The following is a 23768-nucleotide window of genomic DNA, read 5'->3' on the forward strand; positions in this document are numbered from 1 at the left end:
GAAAACTGTAAGGGAGAGTCCAATAAATGCTCATTCAATGTACAAAGAAACTTTTAGACCAACTTGATATCAAATCTGATATTCAGGTAAAGGAAGAACCACTTTTTTCATGGCATGCCCATTTAATCACCCTTAACCGCAGGAAGACTATTGTACTTGTGAATGATCAAAATAGGTATGTGGTTGTTTTGCACGGACTAAAAGCGAAGGAATTTAAAAATCTCGATGAAGTTATATTACAAGGAATTCGTGAGACATTTAGGGAAGAGGGAATTAAGGATGAGGTAATAGAAAAGTTTCTCTCCCAATCTAAGGAAATCAGCTATACAAAAACAAAGGACCGTACCTCTGTAGCAAGAATGAATAAGGCTTGTGAAAATGTTTATTTTTTCGAGGAGCTACTGGAAAACGATTCTATCTTCAATACAAGGATGAGTATGCGGGTCAGCCGCTTTCTTGTGGGTGATGGGAAAAATAAATATATTGTGCCAAACGAAGAGATGTATAAGGATCTAGAAGAATTTGCTGGTGAATCTATTTTTATGACGAAGGCGGTACAACTGAAAGTCACACTTAGGCTGGAAAATAGGAATGTTTGGCGACGAATTCTTGTTCCGATAAATACGACCTTTAATCATTTGCATCATATTCTTCAGGCAGCCTTCGGATGGCGGAACTATCATCTCCATGAATTTTATGTTTATGGTAATGCACCATCTGAACATGTCTTATCAACAAATCATTCTGCTCATCATAAGGAGGGGCTTAAACCAATGGTGAATCTGGTTAGTCACGAAGAAGCTTTTGCCTACCGGAATGATGTTGAGATGAAGCTTGATACCGATATTAAGTTATCAGAATATATCCCTGCATACAAGAGGCTGAAATATAATTACGACTTCGGTGATAACTGGCAGCACGATATCGAGGTGGAGGAAGTAATGGACAATTATAATGCCAACTATCCTGTTTGCCTTGAAGGAGGAGGCAATACACCTCCAGAAGATGTTGGAGGGACCTATGGTTTTGAGGAGTTTTTAAAAATCCTTGCTGATCCCATGCACCCTGACCATAACCATATAGTCGAGTGGGGGAAAATGCAGGGCTATAAGGATTTTGATATTGAGGAAGTAAATAGAGAACTTAAAAATATGTGATGGGTTATTAGTATCTTTTATGGCTTACTGAATACTTAGAAGGGCGGCAGAAGGGTTCTTGTAAAGTGTTTTATTGGACAGGAATCTATGAAATGGGAAAAACCTGTCCATCAAAGTAGTTTTATTGGACAGGAATCTATGAAATCGGAAAAACCTGTCCATCAAAGTGGTTTTATTGGACAGGAATCTATGAAATGGGAAAAACTTGTCCATCAAAGTAGTTTTATTGGACAGGAATCTGTGAAATCGGAGAAACCTGTCCATCAAAGTGGTTATATTGGACAGGAAACTGTGAAAACGGAAAAACCTGTCCATCAAAGTAGTTTTATTGGACAGGAATCTGTGAAATCAGTAAAACCTGTCCATCAAAGTGATTTATTTTACAGGAAAAAGCAAATCCAAAAAACTATCCAGCATAGTATATTTTGTGAGAGTAGGGATTAGGTGAAATTCTGACATACTGCAAAATCCACTAGAATTCACACATGACTATAGGTCCGCTAACTTTTCCCACCATATACCTAGGCAAGGAATAACCCCATATGTACTTTGGATCATTTTCCCATTTCAAGCAGGGATATGACTCTCAAGCTGGAATTCCTTCCTTATATTTTTAAATAAAGGAGGAAGAGGTATGGGGTTTTCTATGCGTAAAGTTTCAGCAACGCTCTTGACAGTTGCTTTAGCGGCTGGCTTGGTTGTTCCATCTGGGTTCATGTCGACTGCCAACGAATATGCAGCGGCTGAAAGTACCATGAATTCAGAAGCTTTGCAGCAGGCGTTCGAGAAAGCGGCAGAGGAATTTAAAGTCCCGCATAATGTTTTAATGGCAGTCGCCTACAATCAGTCTCGGTGGGATCATTACAAAGGACATAGCGAGGTTGGCGGTTATGGGGTGATGAACCTTGTTCAGATTGATGGAGACGAGCTTGCTCATGGAAAGGGTGAGGATGCTGGAGCTCAAAGTGCGGATAATTCCGTAATCAACACACTAGACGAAGCCGCAAATCTAATAGGAGTTGACCCAGAAGCATTAAAGAGTGATGCAGAACAAAATATCCGCGGCGGTGCAGCCTTACTAGCCGAATACGCACGTGAAACAGCAGGAGATATTCCAACTGATTCTTCTGATTGGTATGGAGCCATCGTGAAATACAGCGGATCCGAATTCGACACCGTCGCCAAAGAATTTGCTGACGAGGTATATGCCACCATGCAAGAAGGTGCCGAAAGAACAACAATCACTGGTCAAAAAGTTAGTATGAAGGCTGAAGCAGTCACACCTAATAAATCGACAGCAGACTCCATCCCTCTACGCAATGCAAAATTCACTGGTACGGACTGTCCGAATGGACTAGAGTGCTCCTTCATCCCGGCTTTATACGAACAATTCTCCAGCAGCCCTACCAATTACGGTAACTACGATATTGCCAATCGTCCACACGATGGTCTCGACATCCGCTATATTATCATTCACGATATTGAAGGCAGCGCACAATCTGCGATTAACCATTTTAGAAATAGATCGTTTGTTAGCGCCCACTACATCCTAGATTCCGATACTGGAAAAATCACACAGATGGTTAGACCTGAAGATGTTCCTTGGCATGCGGGGAATTGGTACTTCAATATGCATTCCATCGGCTTTGAGCATGAAGGATTTGCCGCCAAGGGAACAGAATGGTACTCCGAACAAATGTATCGCTCCTCTGCAAAACTAGTAAAATACTTGGCGGAAAGATTTGATATTCCAATCGACAGACAGCATATTATCGGCCATGATGAAATTCCTGGATTGACTCCTGCCAGACAAGGACTGATGCATTGGGATCCAGGCGCCTATTGGGATTGGTCCCATTTCTTTAATCTCCTCGGCGAACCGATTAACCCGAGCAAAGGAGATAAGCATAGCGGTATTGTAACAATCAAACCAAATTACAACACAAATAAACCGTCCTTCACATACGCGAATCAATTACTGGAACCTCAATCTTCCAGTCTCATTCATTTATACACGGAACCGAGCTTCGAGGCCCCGCTAATTAGTGACCCTCATTTTCATAAAAGCGGAGGAAAAGGAACGACCAATCTTAATGATTGGGGCAACAAGGCAGCAATCGGGCAAAGCTATTATCAAGTAGATCAGCAAGGTGATTGGACGGCTATCGACTTTGGCGGACAAAAGGCTTGGTTCTATAATCCAAATAATAAATATACCGTTCCAGGCAACGGAATTCTCATTACTCCTAAAGAAGGGCTAGATTCCATTCCTGTCTATGGTGCCGCCTATCCAGAACAATCTGCCTATGATGGGACAGGGATAGCAGAATCGGCAAGGGGGATTGCAGATCCACTCTATCAAATTCCAAAAGGCCAATCCTATGTCGCAACTGGACCGATTCAATCAGATTACTACCATGCGAAAATCTTTAATGATCCTTCTACAAACCAAGTCGTAAAAGGTCAGGATGAATATTATCAAATCTACTTTAATCATCGTTTGGGATTTGTAAAGAAGAGTGATGTGGATGTAGTGAATTAATAGAAATAGAGGATGCCCCAGAGGAAAACTTTGGGGCATTTTTTATATTAAGTCAGTATATTGGAAAAAGTCGGTAACTCCTTCGTGTTTTATAGTAAAATATGACTATCACAAATGGAAGAGGGAAAATGGAAATGAAGAAGTCGCAGTTGCTATTATTCGTTTTATGTTTATTTTTAATCTTATCCCCTTTTGAATTAGGGAAAGTTTCAGCAAGTTCTCCTAAAAAAATCACCAAGATCGGCAAACCGATTACAAATAGCACAGCCATAACGGCTACATCCGGAAATGATGCCAATGGGAATGCCCTTATGTATATCGTTTTACAAGGGGAGCCAGCCCAGTTAGTTGTTTTTGATATTTTTACGAAAACGATGGTGGACCAAAAGCCTTTGGCGGGTTCGACAAGTGGCTGGGCCATTCAAACGGATGGGAAGGGTGAGGTTTGGATTGGAGGCACGCCTTCAAACAAACTTTATAAATATCAGCCCAATCAAAAAAAGCTGACGGATCTTGGGAAGGCAACGAGCGGCAGCACCTCGATTCATGATATTGAAGTTGATAAAAATGGGAATATCTATGGAAGCACCTCCTATGAGGGCGGGCTTTTCAAATACAACGGCGGAAAGTTCGAGAATCTGGGACAAGCATCAAAAGGAAAAACAATTGGGCGAAGTCTTGCATATGATCCTTCCACCGATACGATGTTTGTTGGCGTAGGGGCCAATGCCGATTTGATTGCCTGGAATTTAAAAACAAATACAAAGAAATCCATTTTGCCTGATTCATATAAGAAGAGCATCTCTTCTATTTATGATCTGGATCAAGCTGGGGGAGTGTTGTTTGCCAAGCTAGAGAAGCAGGATAAGATTCTCATGTTTGATGCCAAGTCACTGAAGTTCAAGGGTGAGCTAAAGGCGAAATCAAGAGGGGTTTCGAAACTGGCTCCGAACGGGAAGGATGTTTATTTTACTAATGATTTTCACCTGCAAAAGCTTGAGTTATCCACTGGAAAAATAACACCATCCAAAAGGGCCTTGCAGGGGACAGAGGCGGTTTCACTTGACTTTGTGAAGCAGGGAACGAAAATGTTTTTAACTGGATTGTTAGGAAATACCGGAACTTTCTTCACCTATGACTTGGGGAAGGAGGAACTAGTGGTGGATCGTTTTCCTCTTCCGGCTCTTGGGGTACCGATATATAATTTAGCCGCTGGTCCGGATGGCAATATTTATATTAGCAGCTATGTTTCGGAGAAAATGGGTGTATATCAGCCGGGTGCGGATTCCTTTTCAACCATCCAAAAGGTTGGTCAAGTGGAAGGTTTCGCAGCGGTGAATGGCCGATTTTATATGGGTGTCTATCCTGGCGGGAATATCAATGAGTTGATGATGTCTGGCACTCCTAAAGTACAGCCTTTAAAGACGATTGGCAACGGACAGGACCGGCCGGTTACGATGACAAGTGCACCGGGAACCTCCTATTTATACATCGGTACTCATCCTAGAAATGGTGAAGCGGGAGGCAGTTTAACCATTTATGATACGGGCAAAAATAGCCTGTCAGTAAGAAGAAATATAGTGAAGGATCAAAGTATTATTTCCCTAACTGCCCATCAAGGCTATGTATATGGGGGCACCTCCATTTTTAGCGGTAAAGATTTGGAGGGCAAGCAAAATGCGGTTTTCTTCCGATTAAAGAGCAAATCTCCTGGCGGAAAAATAGAAATTCTGCCACTAGGCATTAAGAAGCCCCGAATGATTCATGCTCTGACAGCAGATGACAAAGGGAGGGTATATGGATTATCAGATGGCAATTTCTTTGCTTATGATCCGCATAAGAAGAAAACGCAAACGGTTAATGTCGTCAAAAATACGAGCGGCCGTTTCCGAAATGGCACGCTGGTGATCGGAAATGATCAATATATTTACGGAACAGTGGAAAATACACTATTTAGAGTCCACCCAGGCACGTTTAAATTGGAAATTCTTCATAAAAATGGTGCAGAAAGACTAACAAAGGGACTGGACGGGGTTATTTATTTTACGAATAAGGATGAGTTGTGGAAAATCGAATAAGTGTTGAAGCTGGATATAAGCCTATCAGTCTAATATAGATTGGTAGGCTTTTATCGTATTTTTTAACGATAAAATGTAAGTTGGCTGACAAAGTGCCTAATTTGGCTGATAAACTATCAAAATTGGCTGATAAACCATCCAAATTGACTGATAAAGTCCTTTTTAACATTAAATGAGACTACTATTTCTGATGAAAGGCAACGGAAACGGCAAAATAGAAAAACCTGTAAGTGGGGCTCTTACAACTCATTAATCTACAATATTATTTTATGTACGAGGGTACCTGCACTAGCGTTGACAGAAAATTATAATAAACTGTTGTAGTGAACTTTATTATTTCGAATTTACATTAAGAGGAGGGGTGATGCCTGGAGGGCAAGTCAGGCGTGTTAGCAGCCTATAAGGACTCTTTTGTTCACTTTTGATAATGATATTAATTATGTGGAGTGGTTGTGATGTCGATACGGTATACATCTAATGGTTCTACAATTGTTATTAACACAATGTTTCCAGCCAATGGAACAAATGATTTAACACTTGACCTGCAAGAAGCATTTGATCATGTAACTGATGGTGGAACAATCATAATAGATCAAGGTATTTATAAAGTAAGCAAAAATGTGAATTTGACAGGTTACCCTAATAATGACCAACCATGCTTATTGTTAAGAAATAAAAAGAATGTTCGAATAGTTGGCTATGGAGCAAAACTATGGGTTGATCAGCATGCACAGGGTATTCTTGAAATCCAATTATCATCTAACATAATAGTTGAAGGATTGGAAATAGCAGGCTATGGACAATTTCCAGCAATTGACACAACTTCTGTTGGGTATACGGGATATGGAGAAAAAGGTACTGCTAATGGTGGATACTACACTTCTGGTTTTTGGGGGTATTATAAAAATAACAGCCTAGATACTTCAACAAGAAAAACTCACGCATCAATCAATAATGGACGACCATGGGGATTATTTGGAAATGGTGGATTTATTGGAAACGTCTCATATGGTATTTTAATTCATAATGGCTCTAAAAACATTAAACTTTATAATCTAGACGTTCATGGATTTAACTATGTTGGTATTGGTATAGGTCATAACGGCAACTTTGTTCCGAAAGACTTAAGATATAACGACTCTAAAGATATTCTTATTCAAAATTGCTATGTTCATGATAATTATGATGCCAACATACACGCTTTAGCGGTAGATGGAGTTCAAATCATGAATTGTATAAGTGAAAGAGCTGGACATCCTGATTCTCAAATCTCACATAGATTTATAGACCCGGGTTATGGTATTGCATTGAGAGGAACTAATTGGAGTGAGGCTAAAAATGTTATTGTCCAAGGTTCAATCTTTAGAGATAACAAAAGAAAAGGGATTGATAGTCATACTGGAATTGGAATGATATTTACAGACAATATTATTGAAAATTCTTATGCTTGTGGGATTTTTGCTAAATGGGGTCATGACCTACAACAAAGTCAAGATATTATTATTAAAGGAAACAAGATAACAAACTGTAGTGCTAATGGAACAGGTTTAGGAGCAATAATGGCTGGCGGGTATAGACCTGGTTATTCTCGTGAAAAAATTCAATTGAATGCTATTATTTCTGATAACTTAGTGAAAAATTGCGGAGCAACAGATTCTATTATTGATGTAGATGTATTTGATGGTTTGACGATTACTGGAAACCAAATTATTGGTGTTGATTCAAGAACGGTGGATACAAGTTTTTACGGTATTAGAGTTGGTTCTTCTACTTCTTCTCAAAAATCATATTCTTTAAATATTTCTAATAACACTATTGATGCTAAGGGTGCTACAGCATTGCAGCGTGGTATTCAAGTTTCAAATGTTGAAGATGGACAAGTGAATGGGAATATTATTAAATTAGAACATTCTAAATCAAACATTGGTCTATATTCTATTAACAACGGAATGGTGAATTTCATTGGTAATATCGTGAGAATGGGTTCTGCTGGTACTCCCATTGCAATTGCTCAAACTACCGGTTATAAAGCAGGTAATATATCTAGTGGTGGAAATATAGCAAATATTTTATAAAAGGGACTTTATCCCTTTATAAAAATATAGAAAAGCATATTTTACGAATAAGGATGAACGTGGAAAATTGAAAAAGTGTTGAAGGTAGATATAAGCCTATCAGTCTAATATGGATTGGTAGGCTTTTTTTGGCGATAAGATGAAAGCTGGCTAACAAATGACTATATTTGGCTGATAACCTACCAAAATTGGCTGACATATCACTAGAATTGGCGAAAAAGTATTAGATCTGTCATATAAACTACATTTTGTACCAATAATTGGCACAAGAATTTAAAATTTTAGTAAGGTAAGATGAATCTAATACATAGGATTTATTGGAGGAGTATATGTGAAACGCATCTTTGTTTTACTGTTAGCAATTACTTTGATTACACCTATTTTCCAAAGCCATTCTGCTTCAGCAGCAGACCCGTGTGCTCCTTATAAAGGCATGAAGAAGGTTTTTTGGGATGGAATCGAATTAAAAAAGGGACAAATTGGACGTCTACACACTGTGAAGAGTACGCCGCTGTTTTTTTACAATGGGGATAAGAAAATTATTAGTCACAACTTGAATCCGAAAGGAACGTTCCGGATTTATTCTTTTCGGCCGGGGACGCTAGGAGTTGGAGGCGGTTATTATGTTGATCGTGACAGCAGAGTTCGATATGAAACTCCGAGCAAAGCTAAGCTTCAAGCTCAAGCATGTGTATACCGCACACCGGCACCCCCTTTAACGGACTATGATCGGCTAAAAAAGGAGATTGTCAATTTAGAATTAGCAATCAAGAACAATGAGAGTCAAGCGCAAATAGAAGAGAAATCTAAACGCATTCAGACGATGCTGGACTCTATCAAGTATAAACCAAACACGGCTATTAAGCCGCTCTTAGATCGTTTGAAAACGTTGAGCAAAGGATATGTGACTCTCGCTGAGTGGGAAGTAGCACCGAAGAATTTCAACTTTGATAAAATGTTGGTAGATGAGAGCAGGGGATATTTATATGTAAGTGCTTATCAAAAGCTGTATGTTTTGTCAACAAAGGATTTAAGCATGATAAAGGAATTTTCCTATGATACAGGATGGGGAATGCAGCTATATAATGGGAAAGTCATACTAGGTGGGTATCCAATGCGGGCGGTTGACCCGGTAACGGAGAAATCAGAGTATCTTGAGGCATTGGACGGTACGCCGATTCAAGCCCAACGATTTATTATTAGTAATGATCATATTTACTATGCGCCTAAAAATGGAGCTACAGAGATTCATGATTTTGACATGAAATCGAGAACAGTTAAGGTCATCAGCAAAAAGGAGAATCCAGAAGACTACATATTTAATTCCAATATAAAACTATCTATTGATCCCATTAAAAAAATATTATATGTCAGCAATTCTCATGTGAAAGCCATTGATTTAAGTACATATAATATTCTTTCGGAGGATAATTATCGCCCAGGATTTTGGCCATCGTGGGATGCAAGTAATATTTGGGATAATGGAGAGCTTATTATTGATGGTTTCAAAATGAATCCAACGAATTTGAAGGATATTATCGGAAAGTATGTGGATGGCTTCGAACCTGTTAGTCTAGTAAAGGGGAAATATGCGATTGGCGGTTCGTTCATATATGACCGTGAATCCTTTGTCCCTTACCGCTCAATGCCAACCTCTCGATATGAAGAAGTATCGGTTGATTCTTCTATGAATTTATACGCTTACAATAGTGAAGAGGGGATGTTAAGGAAATTAAAATTAAACATTCTTCCGATTCATTTGCCAGCTTTTCAAAATGGGCTTAATAAGCAACTTCAATTTGAAAAGGCGATAACAGATTGGGAATATGATCAGAAAACTAATAAAATATATGCTTTGTCAATCAGTGATAATAAACTATTCTATATAAATGCAAGTACCATGAATGTTGAGAAAGAGATTTATATTGGTTCGAGGCCTTGGGAGCTTGTAGTGAATGGAGATTCCATTTATGTGTCATTAGAGGGTTCCCATCGTATTGCCGTAGCAAGTACAGACCCAACTAAGCCGATTTCGTATATATCTGTAACTGATAGACCAAGTGAAATAGAGGTAGGAAAAAACTATATCTATTATAGTCATAATAATTATTATGTTTCTGCCTATGATCGGCGAAATGGACAAACTGTTGAGGCGGCAAACATTTACAGGGCAAATTTAAAGCTTGACCAAAGCAGAAACGTTCTTTACATGCAAGATGATACTTCAGGTGGATCTATTTACGCATTCGATGCCGATACGTTTCAAGAAAAGAACAAATTGAATTTTGATACGTATCCAGGTGTTTTTGAAATGTTTGTTGACGGGAATTATTTATACACAGGAAGGAATCGGATAAATTTAGATTTGTCTAACCGTGTGAAGATTTTAGATGAGGTTATTTTATATGTTGGAAAAAATCATATTATTACGACTAATGGGTATTATGATAAAGCGACTCTAGCCAAGCAAAAGAAATTCACCTTAGAAATCCATTCAGCTGCGATGAATGCAAACAATGAAGTGTTTATTTTGGATAAAGATCAAACTAGGTTTATAAAATATAATAGTGTTAAAGAAATATGGTAATCTTCAAAGGCGGATGGATTTTTCCATTCGCCTTTTTGTCTGCTTTCAGCGTACTTTTTTCATTAATCAAACGTTTAATTAGACAGATTTATAGGCAGAAAATACTAAATTTACAAATGGTTTACCATAAATTAATAATAATCATATATAATACTATGGAAGTAGTAAAAACTAATAGGAGGTAAGCCATGCAAAGGTTGAAAAAGGGTTTTGCTGTATTAGTTTCATCGTTAGTAGTTTGGTCCGGGTTTGGAGGACAGTTTCTCGTTAACGCGGAAGGAACTGCGAGTGCGGACACAAAGAAAATTACGATTTTGCATACGAATGATTCACATGGCCGCGTAGTGGAAAGCAGCAGTGATGGAATGGGGTTTGCAAAGATTTCAACGTTGGTTAAGCAATTCGAAAGTGAAAATCCGAATACGCTTTTATTAGATGCGGGAGATACCTTACACGGAACAACTTTTGCCACACTTAGTAAAGGGGAAAGCGTTGCGGAAGTGATGAACAAAGTTGGCTATGATGGCATGGCTGCAGGTAACCATGATTTTAACTATGGGTATGAGAGACTGCTAGAATTAGAAAAGAAAGTAGTTTTCCCAGTTTTAAGTGCGAACGTTCGTAAAGCGGATGGCTCATTGCTATTAAAGCCTTATGTTATTAAAGAAGTGGATGGCATAAAGCTAGGGATTTTTGGCTTATCCACTCCAGAAACACATTATAAAACTCACCCTAAGAATGTTGAGGGTTTAACTTTTACTGATCCGGTTGTTGAAGCTCAGGCAATGGTAAAAGAATTAAAAGGTCTAAATGTTGATATGATCGTTGCTGTGACACACTTAGGGATTGATGAGTCCAGTACTGATACATCTATTAAAGTAGCAAAAGGTGCACCTGGAATCGACTTGATTGTAGATGGTCACAGCCACTCTACTCTTGTAGAGGGATTGCAAGGTGAAAATGATACGTTAATTGTAAGCTCAGGTGAATATACGAAAAATCTTGGTGTTGTTGAGTTAACATTTGAAGGCAAGAAATTAACTGGCAAAAAAGCAAAATTAATCAAAAAAGAAGAAACAGCTGATGTAAAACCAGATCCAGAAGTGGAGAAGGTAATTAAAGATATTCAAGCAGCCCAAGAAGAAATTTTATCAGAAGTAATCGGAAAGACAGCAGTGAAGCTTGACGGCGAACGTGAACAAGTACGTACAGGCGGAACGAACCTCGGTAACCTGATTACAGATGCGATGGTCGATATGACCGGTGCAGAGGTAGCAATTATGAACGGCGGCGGTATCCGTGCATCCATCGATGAAGGAGATATTACGAAAGGTGAAGTCGTGACAGTATTGCCGTTCGGAAACTACATCGTTACGAAGAAGTTAACAGGAGCGCAACTTAAATCCAGTCTTGAAAATGCAGTCAATTCATATCCTGAATCCAAAGGTGCCTTCCCGCATATTAGCGGTCTGACATTTGCCATTGATACAGCACAAAAAGTGGGCGAGCGTATTCATTCTATGAAAATTAACGGGCAGCCTGTCGATATGAATAAACAATATGTTGTTGCAACAAATGATTTCATGGCTGCAGGCGGTGATGAGTATACTTCCTTTAAAGACAGCCCAATCGAAAATGAGTTCCCTGCTCTTGATGAAGCCCTAATTGCTTATATCCAAAAGCTTGGAACAGTTAACACGAAATATGAAGCCCGTATTGTGGCAAAGCCAGTTGAAAAAGAAGAACCAAAAGAAGAACCAAAAGAAGAAACAAAACCAGCTCCAAAAGTTTACTGGGATGGCCTATTAATGAAAAAAGGTCAAATTGGCCGTGTGATCATTGAAAAGCCTATCAATCTATGGAAGAAAGATGCAAACAACAAGCTTACTTTTGTTCGTGTCTTAAACCCAGGTGAAAAATATCGAGTATACAACTATGACAGCCAGAACTTCGGCCAGTACGGAGTTGGCGGCGGCCATTATGTAACGAAGATGGAAGGGTTTGTTAAATATGAAACACCTTCTAAGAAGAAATTGGCGGAATTGAATAAGTAAAGTTTAGTAAAAAGCGGAGGCTGTAGTTGGCTCTCTGCTTTTTACTTTTTTAAGGGTAAATGGAAAAACAAGATAAATGATCCAAATTTACCCATTTTAATAAAACTCCAATTCCCTTTTACTGCTTCTGTCAAAAGTGTAAGATAGTAACTATGAACTGAAAAAAAGTTTTTAAGGGAGAAAGTGATGAAAAAAGTTTATGTTTTGCTGTTTGTTTTACTGTTAAGCTTCGTCTCATATGCTCCGGTACAAGCTTCTGAAGAAAAGGTATCTATTAGCGGCAGCTCCATTTTAACCGCGAAACAAATGGGTGATTTTGTCCTATTAAAGTATCCTGAACCTAAATTAACGACTGTTGATATTTATAGATTAGCAGATTTATATATATCTTTAGGTCGCCAAGAGGGGATTCGCGGGGATATTGCTTTTGCCCAAGCCATTCTGGAAACAGGCTATTTTCAATATGGGAAGGATGTTCTGCCTGAGCAGAATAACTACTCCGGGATTGGGGCCGTTGGGGGCGGTGCACAAGGGGCTCATTTCAACACGCCTGAGGAAGGGGTAAGAGCTCAGATTCAGCATTTGAAAGCCTATGCAAACAACGAACCTCTCGTTACAGAAAAAAACGATCCGCGCTTTGATTATGTAAAGAGGGGGATTGCTCCTTACTGGACAGATTTGAATAATCGCTGGGCCGTGCCGGGAGAATTTTACGGCGAGCGGATTCTTGCTATTTTTTCAGAGATGAAGAGTATTAACTTGGAAATTCCAAATGTAGGCAGTCAATGGACATCCAAGCTCCCAGCTGCTGCCGTTTATTTAAAAGCGGATATGCCGCTCATCAGTCCTGATGGAGCAGTAGCAAAAGTGCTGAAAAAAGGGTACTCGTATAAAGTATTTGGAACAATAGGAAACAACTATAATTTGGGCGGAAATTATTATATTCCCGCCAACAGCAGTAAAATGAGTGTATATATTGGAAGATTGCATATTAAAAATAAAGATATTAATCTATACCGCCCAGATGGGAAAGTTCATCGAAAGTTAATTCCAGGTGAGCTCATTAAAGTGTTTAGCTTTGATAACAATGCTTATTATGTTGGCGGAGGCTACTATATTCAAAGGAATGCAGGGGTTTCTTTTTATAAAGGAACGATTCAAATCACTGCGGATACCCCGCTCTACGCTTCTAATGGAAGTGTAGCGAGAACGCTTAAAAAGGGTCAAGTATTTAGAGTCTATGCGATCCAAGATAATAAGCTGGATCTAGGCGGCGGTTACTATTTAAACTATGATAAGCAAAAACAGTCTTATACGAATCATTAATTTATTGGAGACCACTGGGCTTTTGCCAGTGGTTTATTTTTTGTTAAAAAATGGATTGGCTGACAACCTGCTCGATTTGGCTATAAACCTCACAAATAGGCCGACAACCCTCCCCGATTTGCTGCCAAATTAATATAATCGGACACATTCCCCCAATTAAACTAAATAAATCCTACAAAATATACCAGAAGTAATAGTCCTGTGATTATTTACCCAATTATTTCAAACTATGGGGTTATTAGGGGAATTATTTCTGCTAGTAAGCTAGAATGATAGGTAGATAAAATTTGGAGGTACGCCCATGGTTTATTACGTGCACCTATTGAAGGGACTTCTGGCCCCGAACACATTCTCCTATCAAATCATGAGGGCAGAGACGATAAGAGGGTTGTGGAAAAAGGCTATTTGGCTAACCGTGATAAGTATGATTCTGTTTACGCTTAGCGGTTATTTCGGTATCGGTATGGATTTCCTGACAAAAGAAATAACAGATTTAAGCAGGAAAGAATTTGAAATGGAGAAACTTTTTGCCATAGTTGGACGTCTAATATGGGGAATGATCTTTTCATTGCTAGTCCTTTTTGGATTTTCTGTGATTCTTTGGGCCATTCTCGATATGTCTTATAAGAAAATAGTCGTTGTTCAGCAATTTGTACTTTGTATTCTTTTATTGGAAAAAGCCATATTACTGCCATTCAATATTTGGCTTGGGATTGGTCCGGAGGCCTCTCCGTTTTCCCTTGGCGTCATAGCTGCCTACTTAACATCCAGCAGTATTTTAGTATATTTTTTCTCCCATATATCGCTTTTTACTGTTTGGGTGATTTTTTTCCAATATAAGGCGTTAAAAGGTTTGGGTGAAAGAAGCCCGAAGACAGTCCTGCTCACGATCATTCTCGCTCATCTTTTCATTTGGGTTGTGTCTGCCTTGTTATCCTATCTTGAGATTGAGAAACTCATTTAAGGCGGGGGTGATACGGATGAAGAAACGGATCAAAATGATTTTAGCAGCGGGTGTTTTCCTATTAGTAGCGGGTAATTTGTTTTTAATAGTAAAAGATCATTCAAAAATTGAACGCTCTGCCTTTATTAAAAGCTATTCAATGGCAGTTGAAAAAGACATCAAGGAAACTCTACATAAAAAAGGGATTGTGGCCCCTCTGGAAGACTATCATTATTATTATGATCAAAAAATGGGAGTATTTAAGCAGTTTTTTGTAAAGAAAGGAGAAACAGTTGAAGTTGGCACCCCGCTATACGAGTATATTTCTGCTGACTTAGAAGCGGATATGGCGAGGATTGAAGCGGAGAAAACCAAAATTGAAAATCAAATCGAAGTAGTAGAAAGACATATAACTGAGCTCCGCTATTACAAGGATTCCTTACATTTTGATGAGGAAGAAAAGGCTGTTGGGCTTTCCATTTTACATAGTGTCGAGCAGGATATTTATGAAAAAGAATTGCAGGCTGACCTGTTAAGACAGACAGCTGATAAGCATGAGCAGGAGCTGCAGGATATACAAGCGAATGAAGGGGAAATGACAGTTGTCAGTGATTTTGAAGGAATCATTAAAGAAATCAATATCGGACTGCATAACCCGCTGATCACGATTAGTTCTGCTATCCCAACGATTGAAGGGCTATTAAATGAGGAAGAAAGGGTTAAGGTTGAAACGGGGATTCCGGCGGTCATTTCTTCTAAACATATAAATGGTAAAGGAATGCTAACGAAAGCTGACAAATTACCAGATCACGTCCAATCAGAAAAGGAAAGTCTATACCCATTTTCAATTCAGATGGATGATGAGGTCCCTGACCTGCTTCAAGGATCCCATGTCGAGGTCACATTAATTACAAAAGAAGTAAATGGGGCAATCATGGTTCCGAAGCAAAGTATCATCAAACAGAAGAAGAAGTCCTTTGTCTGGGTTATTACATCAGGCGGAATCCTGGAAAAACGAGAAATCAAGACTGGAATCGCGTCAGGCAATAAACTACAGATCGAATCAGGGGTTGAAAAGGGAGAGCTCATCGTAAACAATCCTGCTTCAATACAACAAGGTGAAGGCCCCAAAATCATGACACCTCTGAATCTATCAAACATAGAGCGGTCTGAAATTGAGCAAATGAGAAAAAAGCATATTTTTAAACATATAGTAAAAGGGATTTTAATAAGATAGAGGTAGTTGTCGAATTTCATAAAAAGTTTGGTCATGGTAATTGTTGCTATTTTTTTACAGATATATGTACTATAGGGTTATAAAAGAGAAGGGGGATCATATGAAGAAATGGGTTAAGAATGCTTTTACAATTACTGTAGGGCTTGGTTTGTTTTCTAGTAATCTAGGACCTTCCACGATAGCATCGGCGGAGTCACCTAAACAATTACAGAATGTTTCGGCTGTTCAAGTGAGCAATCCTCAGCTGCAAAGCAAGCTCGACCAGTATAAAGAAAAGGCTTTGAGTGAAGATACATTCATTATTAAATATACGAAGCCTTTGTCTCCTGCAGAGCATAGAATGGCAGGCGGAACACTTGTTACAAATATACCAGCCTTAAATTATGCCGTAGTAAAGGTAAAGAATAAAAAAGATTTGCAAAAGGTCATGCAAAAGTATAAAGGCCTAAGCCATGTGAATTCAGTCAATCCAAGTGCGATGTACAAGCCATTAAGTGTGCCCGATCCGAAGGTGAACGAGCAATATCACATAAACTTGCTTAACTTAAATCAAGCCCATAAGCTGGCTGGCAAGAATACAGTAACGGTTGCTGTCATTGACCAAGGGGTTGATACGCAACATCCGGAATTAAAGGGGAAACTTCTCCCAAGTTATAATGCAGTAAACCCAATGAATCAAGGCACACCTGATTATCATGGGACACATGTGACTGGGATTATTGCAGGTAATAAAAATAATGGAATTGGCGGCTTTGGTGTGAATCCAAATGTGAAGATTCTTCCTATTGACGTTTTTGATCGCAGCTGGGGCGCTTATGACTATTCGATTGCCCAAGGGATTTTGCATGCGGTAGAAAAGAACGTGAAAGTAATTAACATGAGCATAGGCGGACCAATGAAATCGCCATTAATTGAAGAAGCCGTCAAAAAAGCATTAGAGAAAAATATCACGATTGTCGCTGCTGCCGGCAATACAGGGGATACAATGGTTAGTTATCCTGCAGCATACGAGGGAGTTATTAGTGTCGGTTCCGTTGATAAATCTAAAAAACTCTCAAATTTTTCGAGTTATGGCCCGTCCGTAGATATTGTCGCACCTGGTGATGAAGTATACGCTCCAATCTATGAACCTGAGAAATTATCAAGCTTCCGTGAAATGAGCGGTACATCGATGGCCTCTCCGATGGTGGCAGGAGTAGCTTCACTGCTTTTATCAAAGCATCCAAACTTAACACCATCACAGGTTGAATATATTTTAGAGCATACAGCACAAGACCTTGGTGACCCTGGGTTTGATATTAAATACGGAAATGGACTTGTCAATCCAGTCGCTGCGCTTAACTTTGATATTAAGAAGCTTCCTTCCTTTACGAGCAAGCCTTGGACTGATAAGGAAATTGAAGAAAATGCAGCCCCTGTAGATTTAGCAAAAACGAGCGAAGTCAAGGGAGCCATTACGAAGCCATTCGAAGAGAAGTGGTATTCGGCTGAAGTGAAAAAAGGAGAGTATATCCAATTTGCTCTAGAAGGGTCTAAACAATTTGATTACAAATTAATGCTTAACCTTCAATCACAAGAGGGCAAAGATAAGCTCGATGTGAACAATGTGATGGACGGAAAGACAGAAGGGAAATTGTATAAAGTTCCTTATACTGGAACCCTTTCATTTGGTGTGAAAGATGTGAATGGAAGCTATGATGATTCAAATAAGCAGCAATCCAAATACACACTTTCCGTTAAAAAGCACCCAGTTCTTCCAGCGGATGAATCTACTTTCGATGAACCAATAAAAATCGAGCTTCCATACGATACATCAAAAGAAAAGTATACTTTAATTGGTGAAGAAGGGGACAATGATTATTTTAATTTTACTGTTGAGAAAGAGCAGGTTATTAAAATTGACCTGTCAGGAATACCTGGAGTTGATACAAGTTTAAGTGTTTACGAGATTTTCAAGATGCCTCCGCCTGAAGAAGGAGGAATGGAAATCGAATTCGAACTTCCTGCTTTGAAGGAAGACGAGCGTGATCCGAACTTCTATGCCAATAATAAAGGGAAGAGCGAAGGCGAATCCTTATCGTTTTTGGCACAGCCAGGAATGGACTATTCAATCAAAGTCTCAAATAAAGAAAGCAATTACTTTGGGATTTTCGACTTTTTCTTTAACTGGGGAATGATTGAAGAAAAGCAAACCCCTGAATCATCAGCTATTCCGTACGAGCTGAAGGTACAAGGAAAAGTTCTTCCGCCAGACGAAGATTCATTGCCAATGATGCATATCATGGACGAAGACAGCTCAATTGAGAAACAGAGAGAGCTTCTATTAATGGAACAGCCCGCAGAAGAATTTGACTATGTTCAGATGATTAAGGATGGTGCGCAGCCTTATAATATCAACGATGAAGCGACAGGTTATTTGCAAACATTGGAGGATGAGGACTGGTTCAGCGTCACACCAGAGGAAAACGGCATTTACGAATTCTCTTTAGAAGAGAATAATGCAACTGTACCGATGTTTGGAATCTACCAAGTAAGAACAGAGAAAGATCGTGATGGAAAAGAGTTCTCCTATATGGAGCAGATTACATCAAATGAATATTCCTTCTGGATGAATGGCCGCTTGGAAAGCCGTTTATTCACTGGATTCAAAAAGAATGAAACCTACTATATTAAAGCAAATACAAACTATTATAATGGGGCCATTTCTTTTGATCCATATAAGTTTACGTCTAAGCTAACTGTGAAAAATCCTCAGGATAAATATGAGGATAATGACAAAATGGAAGAGGTAAAGAACCTCCCGGCAAATGTGATTGAAGGAAACTTCTCCATGCCATATGACCAGGATAATTTCTATTTTGAAAGCAAGCATGACGAAATTTATGGCATGACATTGGAAAGAAAGCAAGTTAGCGATCAGTTCAAGGCTCAATATCCGAAAGAGCTGCTCAGTCCTTTCTATGGAATGTTTGTAGTTTACGAGGATACGAACAAAAACCGTAAGCTTGATGATGAAGAAATGAGAACTGCCCAGTACTTAGATAGAGGAGCCATGTCCGGTAAGACCTTTGGTTCTTTCAAAACAGAAAAAGGCAAAAATTATATTTTCTCAGTATCTGCCTATTTCGAATGGCCAAATACCTTCTCGCTTCTCCCGTACGTGTTATCGATCAATCCTGTAAACAAAAATGACGAGGACAAAGGCTCTGTTGTTAAAAACAATATTCCATCTAAGCCGATTGCCCTAAAAACCGTTTCAGCCAAGCATCAGCAAGCGGTTGGTCATTTGAACGCAGGTATCCCTTACGGAGATGAAGACTGGTATGTATTAAAGCTAGATAAAGCGACTAAAGGTAAAATTGAGCTTCAATCCGGCATAGAGATTGATGGCGTCATCTCTCTATATAAAGATGGCAAGCTCGTTGCCACAGCCGATTACTACCCAGAAGGAGATAACGAAGTTCTTAACTTTAACTTAACAAAAGGCACCTATCACATTAAGGTTCGTGACGTGAACGGCAATGCTACGTTAACTCCATATACTTTGAATGTTTATAAATAAGTAATCAGGGCCAGCTCATTTTGAATAGTGGGCTGGCTTTAATTTTTGTAGGGGCTGCTGGATAGATAGATGTGGGTTGGCTGAAAGTTTGGCGGAGATGGTCGTGAAAATGTGAATTGGCTGATAAACAACTAAAATTGCTGACAAATCACTAGAATTGGTCGATAAATTGCAAGAATTCGCCTATTAACTAGCTTGAATTGTCAATTATCGTGTAATTTGCACGATTAACCAAGAATAGTGACAGAAAAGGTCCAAAATTTCACAAAAAATTAAAGAGGTTAAACCAACAACTGCAAAATAGCTCGCAAGTCACTGCAATTAGCAAAAAATTCACAAGGTTTTACTAACAAATCCAAAAGGGCTATGATGCCGTCTTCGTTTACGTTAAAATAAGGCTAGTAGGGGGGATGTTTGTGAGAAGGCTTTTATTTGTTTTTGCTGCAATGATTCTATTTATTTCAATAAGCCCTGAGAAATCACAGGCTGCAACCGTATACTGGGATGGGGTGGAGTTAAAAAAAGGGCAAATTGGCCGTGTCACTGTAGTGAAGCCCATTAATCTATGGAAAAGAACGGAAAACGGCTTGCAATTTGAAAGAATTCTTCAGCAAGGGGAAGTCTACCGGGTCTATCGAATGGATGACCTCTATGGCGGTCAGTATGGAGTAGGCGGAGATTACTATATTACTAAAGTACCTGATCATGTAATCTATGAAACTCCCTCTATATCAAAAAGAAAATTACTGGAATGCAATCAACAATGCTTAGTCGAAACGCTGATTGTTTTACCGCAGGATTCTTATGACTCAACTGCTGTTAATCAAATAAAAGGACGCCTGCAAGCTCTGCCTGAGTCTGTTTTAGTCCAGCTGCTTCAGCAAAATATTCGGATTCTGCTTGTGAATGGGCCCATAACAGAAACAAAAGAATATGCCTACTTAAAGGGAGTCATTCCACGAGGTTGGGAGAATTTGAATAAGACTTGGGATGATGTTCCTGGCATTGGAGGAAATAAAACGGTTGTCGTTAGAGTTGGATATAGTGAAAAAGGGAATGGACATGGCTCTGTTAATCTTGAGTTACATGAACTAGCCCACACCATAGATAATATACTAAAAAATCATTTATCCTCTTCAGCCGAATTCAGTGCCATTTGGAATTTAGAAAAGAAAAGGCTATTCCCAAATGAAGAATATTTCACTCTATATCCAGAAGAGTATTTCGCAGAATGCTTTGCCATGTATTATCGTGACAAAGATGAAAGAAAAAGACTGCAGACTCTTGCACCGAAAACCTATAAACTTATAGAAATTATTAAATAGTATGCTCCCCTCGACTGATCGAGGGGTTTTTATTTTACCAAAAGCTATATTTTATTGATTAAAGCCTAATGTATACCTGCTCTCCATGTTATTCGTCCCGAATAAAACCCGTTCACATGCTTACATTAGGCGGTTTGAATGCCAACAATTAAGATCTTTCGCCAAAATTAGCAAAAACCAACAATATCATAGTCCAATAGTCGTTTTATGTAGTTAATTGTCCATTTTTTTGGGAAAATGTCATATAATAATAGAATAGTATAATGAAGGAGAGGAAAAATGGGGAAAAAGTGGATTATTAACTTAGCAGTTGTGGCAGCATTGATTTTTGGACTTCAATCTCCGGCTCAGGCAAGCGAACCTAAGGTATATTGGGACGGCCTGCTAATGGTTAAAGGGCAAGTAGGTAAAATTAAAGTTCTTAAGCCTATTAACCTATGGAAACGAGATGGAAATAAACTGGTTTTTACTCGTATATTAAAGCCTGGCGAGCAATATCGGGTCTATCGCTATGACAATCTTCATGGGGGTCAGTATGGACTTGGCGGAGGCTATTATATTACGAAAATAGCAGGCTATGTGGATTATCGTACACCATCTAAGAAAAAGCTTGCTGAGCTTGAAGCAGCTTATGGCGGAACTACTCCAACTAAGCCTATCGGAAAGCTTTCGATCGGAGCCGTAACCGAGCAGAAATCGAAGAAAATTGCTCCTGGGGTAACGGAAACACAGCTTTCAGTCGATAGTAACCGTGGGAAACAGAAGATTTTTACCGTTGAATATGATGGGAAAACAGAAAAGATAAGCTTGGAAACAGCATTAGCCAATGGGCAATTATTTGGGTTTGAAACCGTTGCGAGTCAAGCAAACAAGGCACAATCGGAAGGTAAGCATGTTGTTGCGGGCATCAACGGAGATTATTTTGATAAAAATGGCCACCCGATTGACTTGATGATTCAAAAAGGAAATATCGTTTCAACAAGTCAAACACCTATTAATCAGCTAGCTGTTTTTGGGTTAACGAGTGCCGGGAAACCGATCATTGGGAGTCCGGAACTTTCACTTTCGGTCCAAATAAATGGACAAGAGCCATATAAAATTAATTCAGTGAACCGTACAAGATCAGCGAGTCATCTTGTACTCTACACACCTTCTTTTGCTAGCTCGACAAGAACGAATGAACTTGGCACAGAGGTTGTTGTGAAAATTGATGCTGGTCAGTTGAATGGGCATAGTGTTTTAACAGGTACGGTGTCAAAGGTTGTAAGTAAAGTTGGAAATGAATCCTTAAATGATGGCGAATTTGTTTTATCAGGACATCATTTTGCCAGCGACTTTTTACAAACTGTCAATGAAGGAGACAAGGTCGAGGTTACGGCTCAGTTTTCTCCAAGTGAATGGAATGATGTAACAGAGGCAATTAGCGGACGTTACCATCTTGTGAAAAATGGTGCTATTGTTCCCCAAGATGTTCCAGGTGTTCACCCTAGATCAGCCATTGGAATTAAAGCAGATGGCGGAATCGTTACAGCTGTTGTTGATGGACGCAGTACGCAAAGTACAGGTCTGACTTTACAGGAAATGGCGTCAGTTATGAAGGATCTTGGCGCTATTCATGCATTTACTTTTGATGGGGGCGGCTCATCCACCCTAGTAACAAGGGACCATGGGGATGATAAAGTCTCTGTTGTCAACAAGCCTTCGGATGGACCACCACGTTCGGTTTCAAATGCATTACTTTTTATTAGCCAATGGTTAAAAGGACCGCTTCATCAGCTTGTCGTTAACCCGGCTGACGTTACACTCTTTGCAGGGGCTACATATAAGGACTTAGGCATTACCGTAAAAGGAATAGATCAGTTCTATAATGCGGTACCGGTCACACAGCCAATCGCTTTTTCATCACCAGCATTAAAGAAACATGCAGATGGAAGCTATACAGTAGGAACATCTCTGACTCAAAGTGAAATTGCTGTTTCAGCTGGCAATATCAGCAGCAAGGTTAAGCTTAATATAATCAATACACTGGAAAGTATACATGTTGATGAGAAGGATATAATCGTTGAGAAAAATAACGTTTATACGATCCAGCCAAAAGGAATTTATAAAGGAAAAACGGTCATTACTGATCCAAATTTATTTAAATGGAGTGTCACACCAAATATTGGCACCATTAATAATAAAGGTGAATTTAAAGCTGGCGCTACGGAAGGAACAGGCACCATTACGATCAGTCACGGAGCTGTTTCTGTAAAAGTGAATGTTACTGTAGGAACACCTGAACCGATTCTGCTTGAAGGATTCGAGGGTGGCATCGCTAATTACAAAGCCTCAGGTGCCAGATACAACAATGTGAAAATTGAAAATGAAACTTCTATTGTCAAAACTGGGAAAAATTCAATCAAGCTAAGCTATGATTTTTCAGGAACAACAGGTACCTCTGGTGCTTATGTTGATGCAGTCAAACCACTTGCCATTAAAGGTGCCCCTAAGAAAATAGGTATGTGGGTGTACGGAGATGGCCAAGGACATTGGTTAAGAATGCAGCTGAAAGATGCGGATAATAAAGAAATCCAACTTGATTTTACGAAGAATTTAGATTGGACAGGCTGGAAGTATGTGGAGGCAGTTGTTCCGCAAGTGATCAAAACGCCACTAATCATTGACGTACCAGTCCGTTATATGGAAGTAGATGACGCTAATAAAAATAGTGGAATCATCTATATTGATCAGATTCAAGCTGTTTACAAGTAATCATTTTTAAAGGGGCAAATTTTCTCAATGCAGAACATGCTGGCTGTTCAATGTTTTTGCAGAGAAAAGCCCCTTTTATTTAATAAAAAAACAATAGTAATTTAAGCGGTTTAATGGGGAAGCATACA

13 protein-coding genes and 1 pseudogene are annotated in these 23768 nt (G+C 39.2%); all 14 read left to right on the forward strand.

The genetic code is table 11. The annotated features are described in order from the left end of the window. Positions 1-26 precede the first annotated feature (26 nt). The 14 genes and pseudogenes from V7164_RS01330 (at position 27) to V7164_RS01395 (ending at position 23640) form a co-directional block, all read left to right on the forward strand. Positions 27-1157 (forward strand): plasmid pRiA4b ORF-3 family protein, encoded by a 1131-nt coding sequence (locus V7164_RS01330; protein WP_335353263.1) that lies wholly within the window; start codon positions 27-29, stop codon positions 1155-1157. An 87-nt stretch (positions 1158-1244) separates the two neighbouring features. Next, positions 1245-1601 (forward strand): hypothetical protein, encoded by a 357-nt coding sequence (locus V7164_RS01335; RefSeq protein WP_335353264.1) that lies wholly within the window; start codon positions 1245-1247, stop codon positions 1599-1601. Between the two features lie 190 nt (positions 1602-1791). Beyond that, a complete protein-coding gene (locus tag V7164_RS01340) occupies positions 1792-3699 on the forward strand; it encodes an N-acetylmuramoyl-L-alanine amidase (protein WP_335353265.1) in 1908 nt (635 codons plus the stop codon). Positions 3700-3833: 134 nt separating this feature from the next. Further along, the gene (locus V7164_RS01345) at positions 3834-5777 is read left to right on the forward strand and encodes a WD40 repeat domain-containing protein (RefSeq protein WP_335353266.1); all 1944 of its coding nucleotides are present in this window, start codon (positions 3834-3836) and stop codon (positions 5775-5777) included. A gap of 455 nt (positions 5778-6232) precedes the next feature. Then, a complete protein-coding gene (locus V7164_RS01350) occupies positions 6233-7852 on the forward strand; it encodes a right-handed parallel beta-helix repeat-containing protein (protein ID WP_335344492.1) in 1620 nt (539 codons plus the stop codon). Positions 7853-8183: 331 nt separating this feature from the next. Further along, positions 8184-10439, forward strand: a complete 2256-nt coding sequence (locus tag V7164_RS01355; RefSeq protein ID WP_335353267.1) for a YncE family protein — start codon at positions 8184-8186, stop codon at positions 10437-10439. A gap of 188 nt (positions 10440-10627) precedes the next feature. Further along, complete coding sequence (locus V7164_RS01360) at positions 10628-12493, forward strand: bifunctional metallophosphatase/5'-nucleotidase (protein ID WP_335353268.1); 1866 nt, start codon at positions 10628-10630, stop codon at positions 12491-12493. A gap of 186 nt (positions 12494-12679) precedes the next feature. Continuing rightward, positions 12680-13819, forward strand: coding sequence for a glucosaminidase domain-containing protein (locus V7164_RS01365; RefSeq protein WP_335353269.1), 1140 nt, complete (start codon positions 12680-12682; stop codon positions 13817-13819). 301 nt (positions 13820-14120) lie between these two features. Then, entirely contained in the window at positions 14121-14783 is a 663-nt protein-coding gene (locus V7164_RS01370) for a hypothetical protein (protein ID WP_335353270.1), read from the forward strand. Between the two features lie 16 nt (positions 14784-14799). Beyond that, entirely contained in the window at positions 14800-15999 is a 1200-nt protein-coding gene (locus V7164_RS01375) for an efflux RND transporter periplasmic adaptor subunit (protein ID WP_335353271.1), read from the forward strand. 100 nt (positions 16000-16099) lie between these two features. Beyond that, the gene (locus V7164_RS01380) at positions 16100-19561 is read left to right on the forward strand and encodes a S8 family peptidase (RefSeq protein ID WP_335353272.1); all 3462 of its coding nucleotides are present in this window, start codon (positions 16100-16102) and stop codon (positions 19559-19561) included. A 470-nt stretch (positions 19562-20031) separates the two neighbouring features. Beyond that, positions 20032-20310 (forward strand): annotated as a pseudogene (locus V7164_RS01385) (bifunctional 2',3'-cyclic-nucleotide 2'-phosphodiesterase/3'-nucleotidase); the annotation flags it as partial. Next, positions 20308-20886, forward strand: coding sequence for an anthrax toxin lethal factor-related metalloendopeptidase (locus V7164_RS01390; protein WP_335353295.1), 579 nt, complete (start codon positions 20308-20310; stop codon positions 20884-20886). The pseudogene V7164_RS01385 and the gene V7164_RS01390, both read left to right, overlap by 3 nt. A gap of 279 nt (positions 20887-21165) precedes the next feature. Next, entirely contained in the window at positions 21166-23640 is a 2475-nt protein-coding gene (locus tag V7164_RS01395; RefSeq protein WP_335353273.1) for a phosphodiester glycosidase family protein, read from the forward strand. The last annotated feature ends 128 nt before the right edge of the window (positions 23641-23768 follow it).

It is taken from the genome of Bacillus sp. JJ1474, from assembly GCF_036965225.1.
Classification (GTDB): Bacteria; Bacillota; Bacilli; order Bacillales; family Cytobacillaceae; genus Cytobacillus.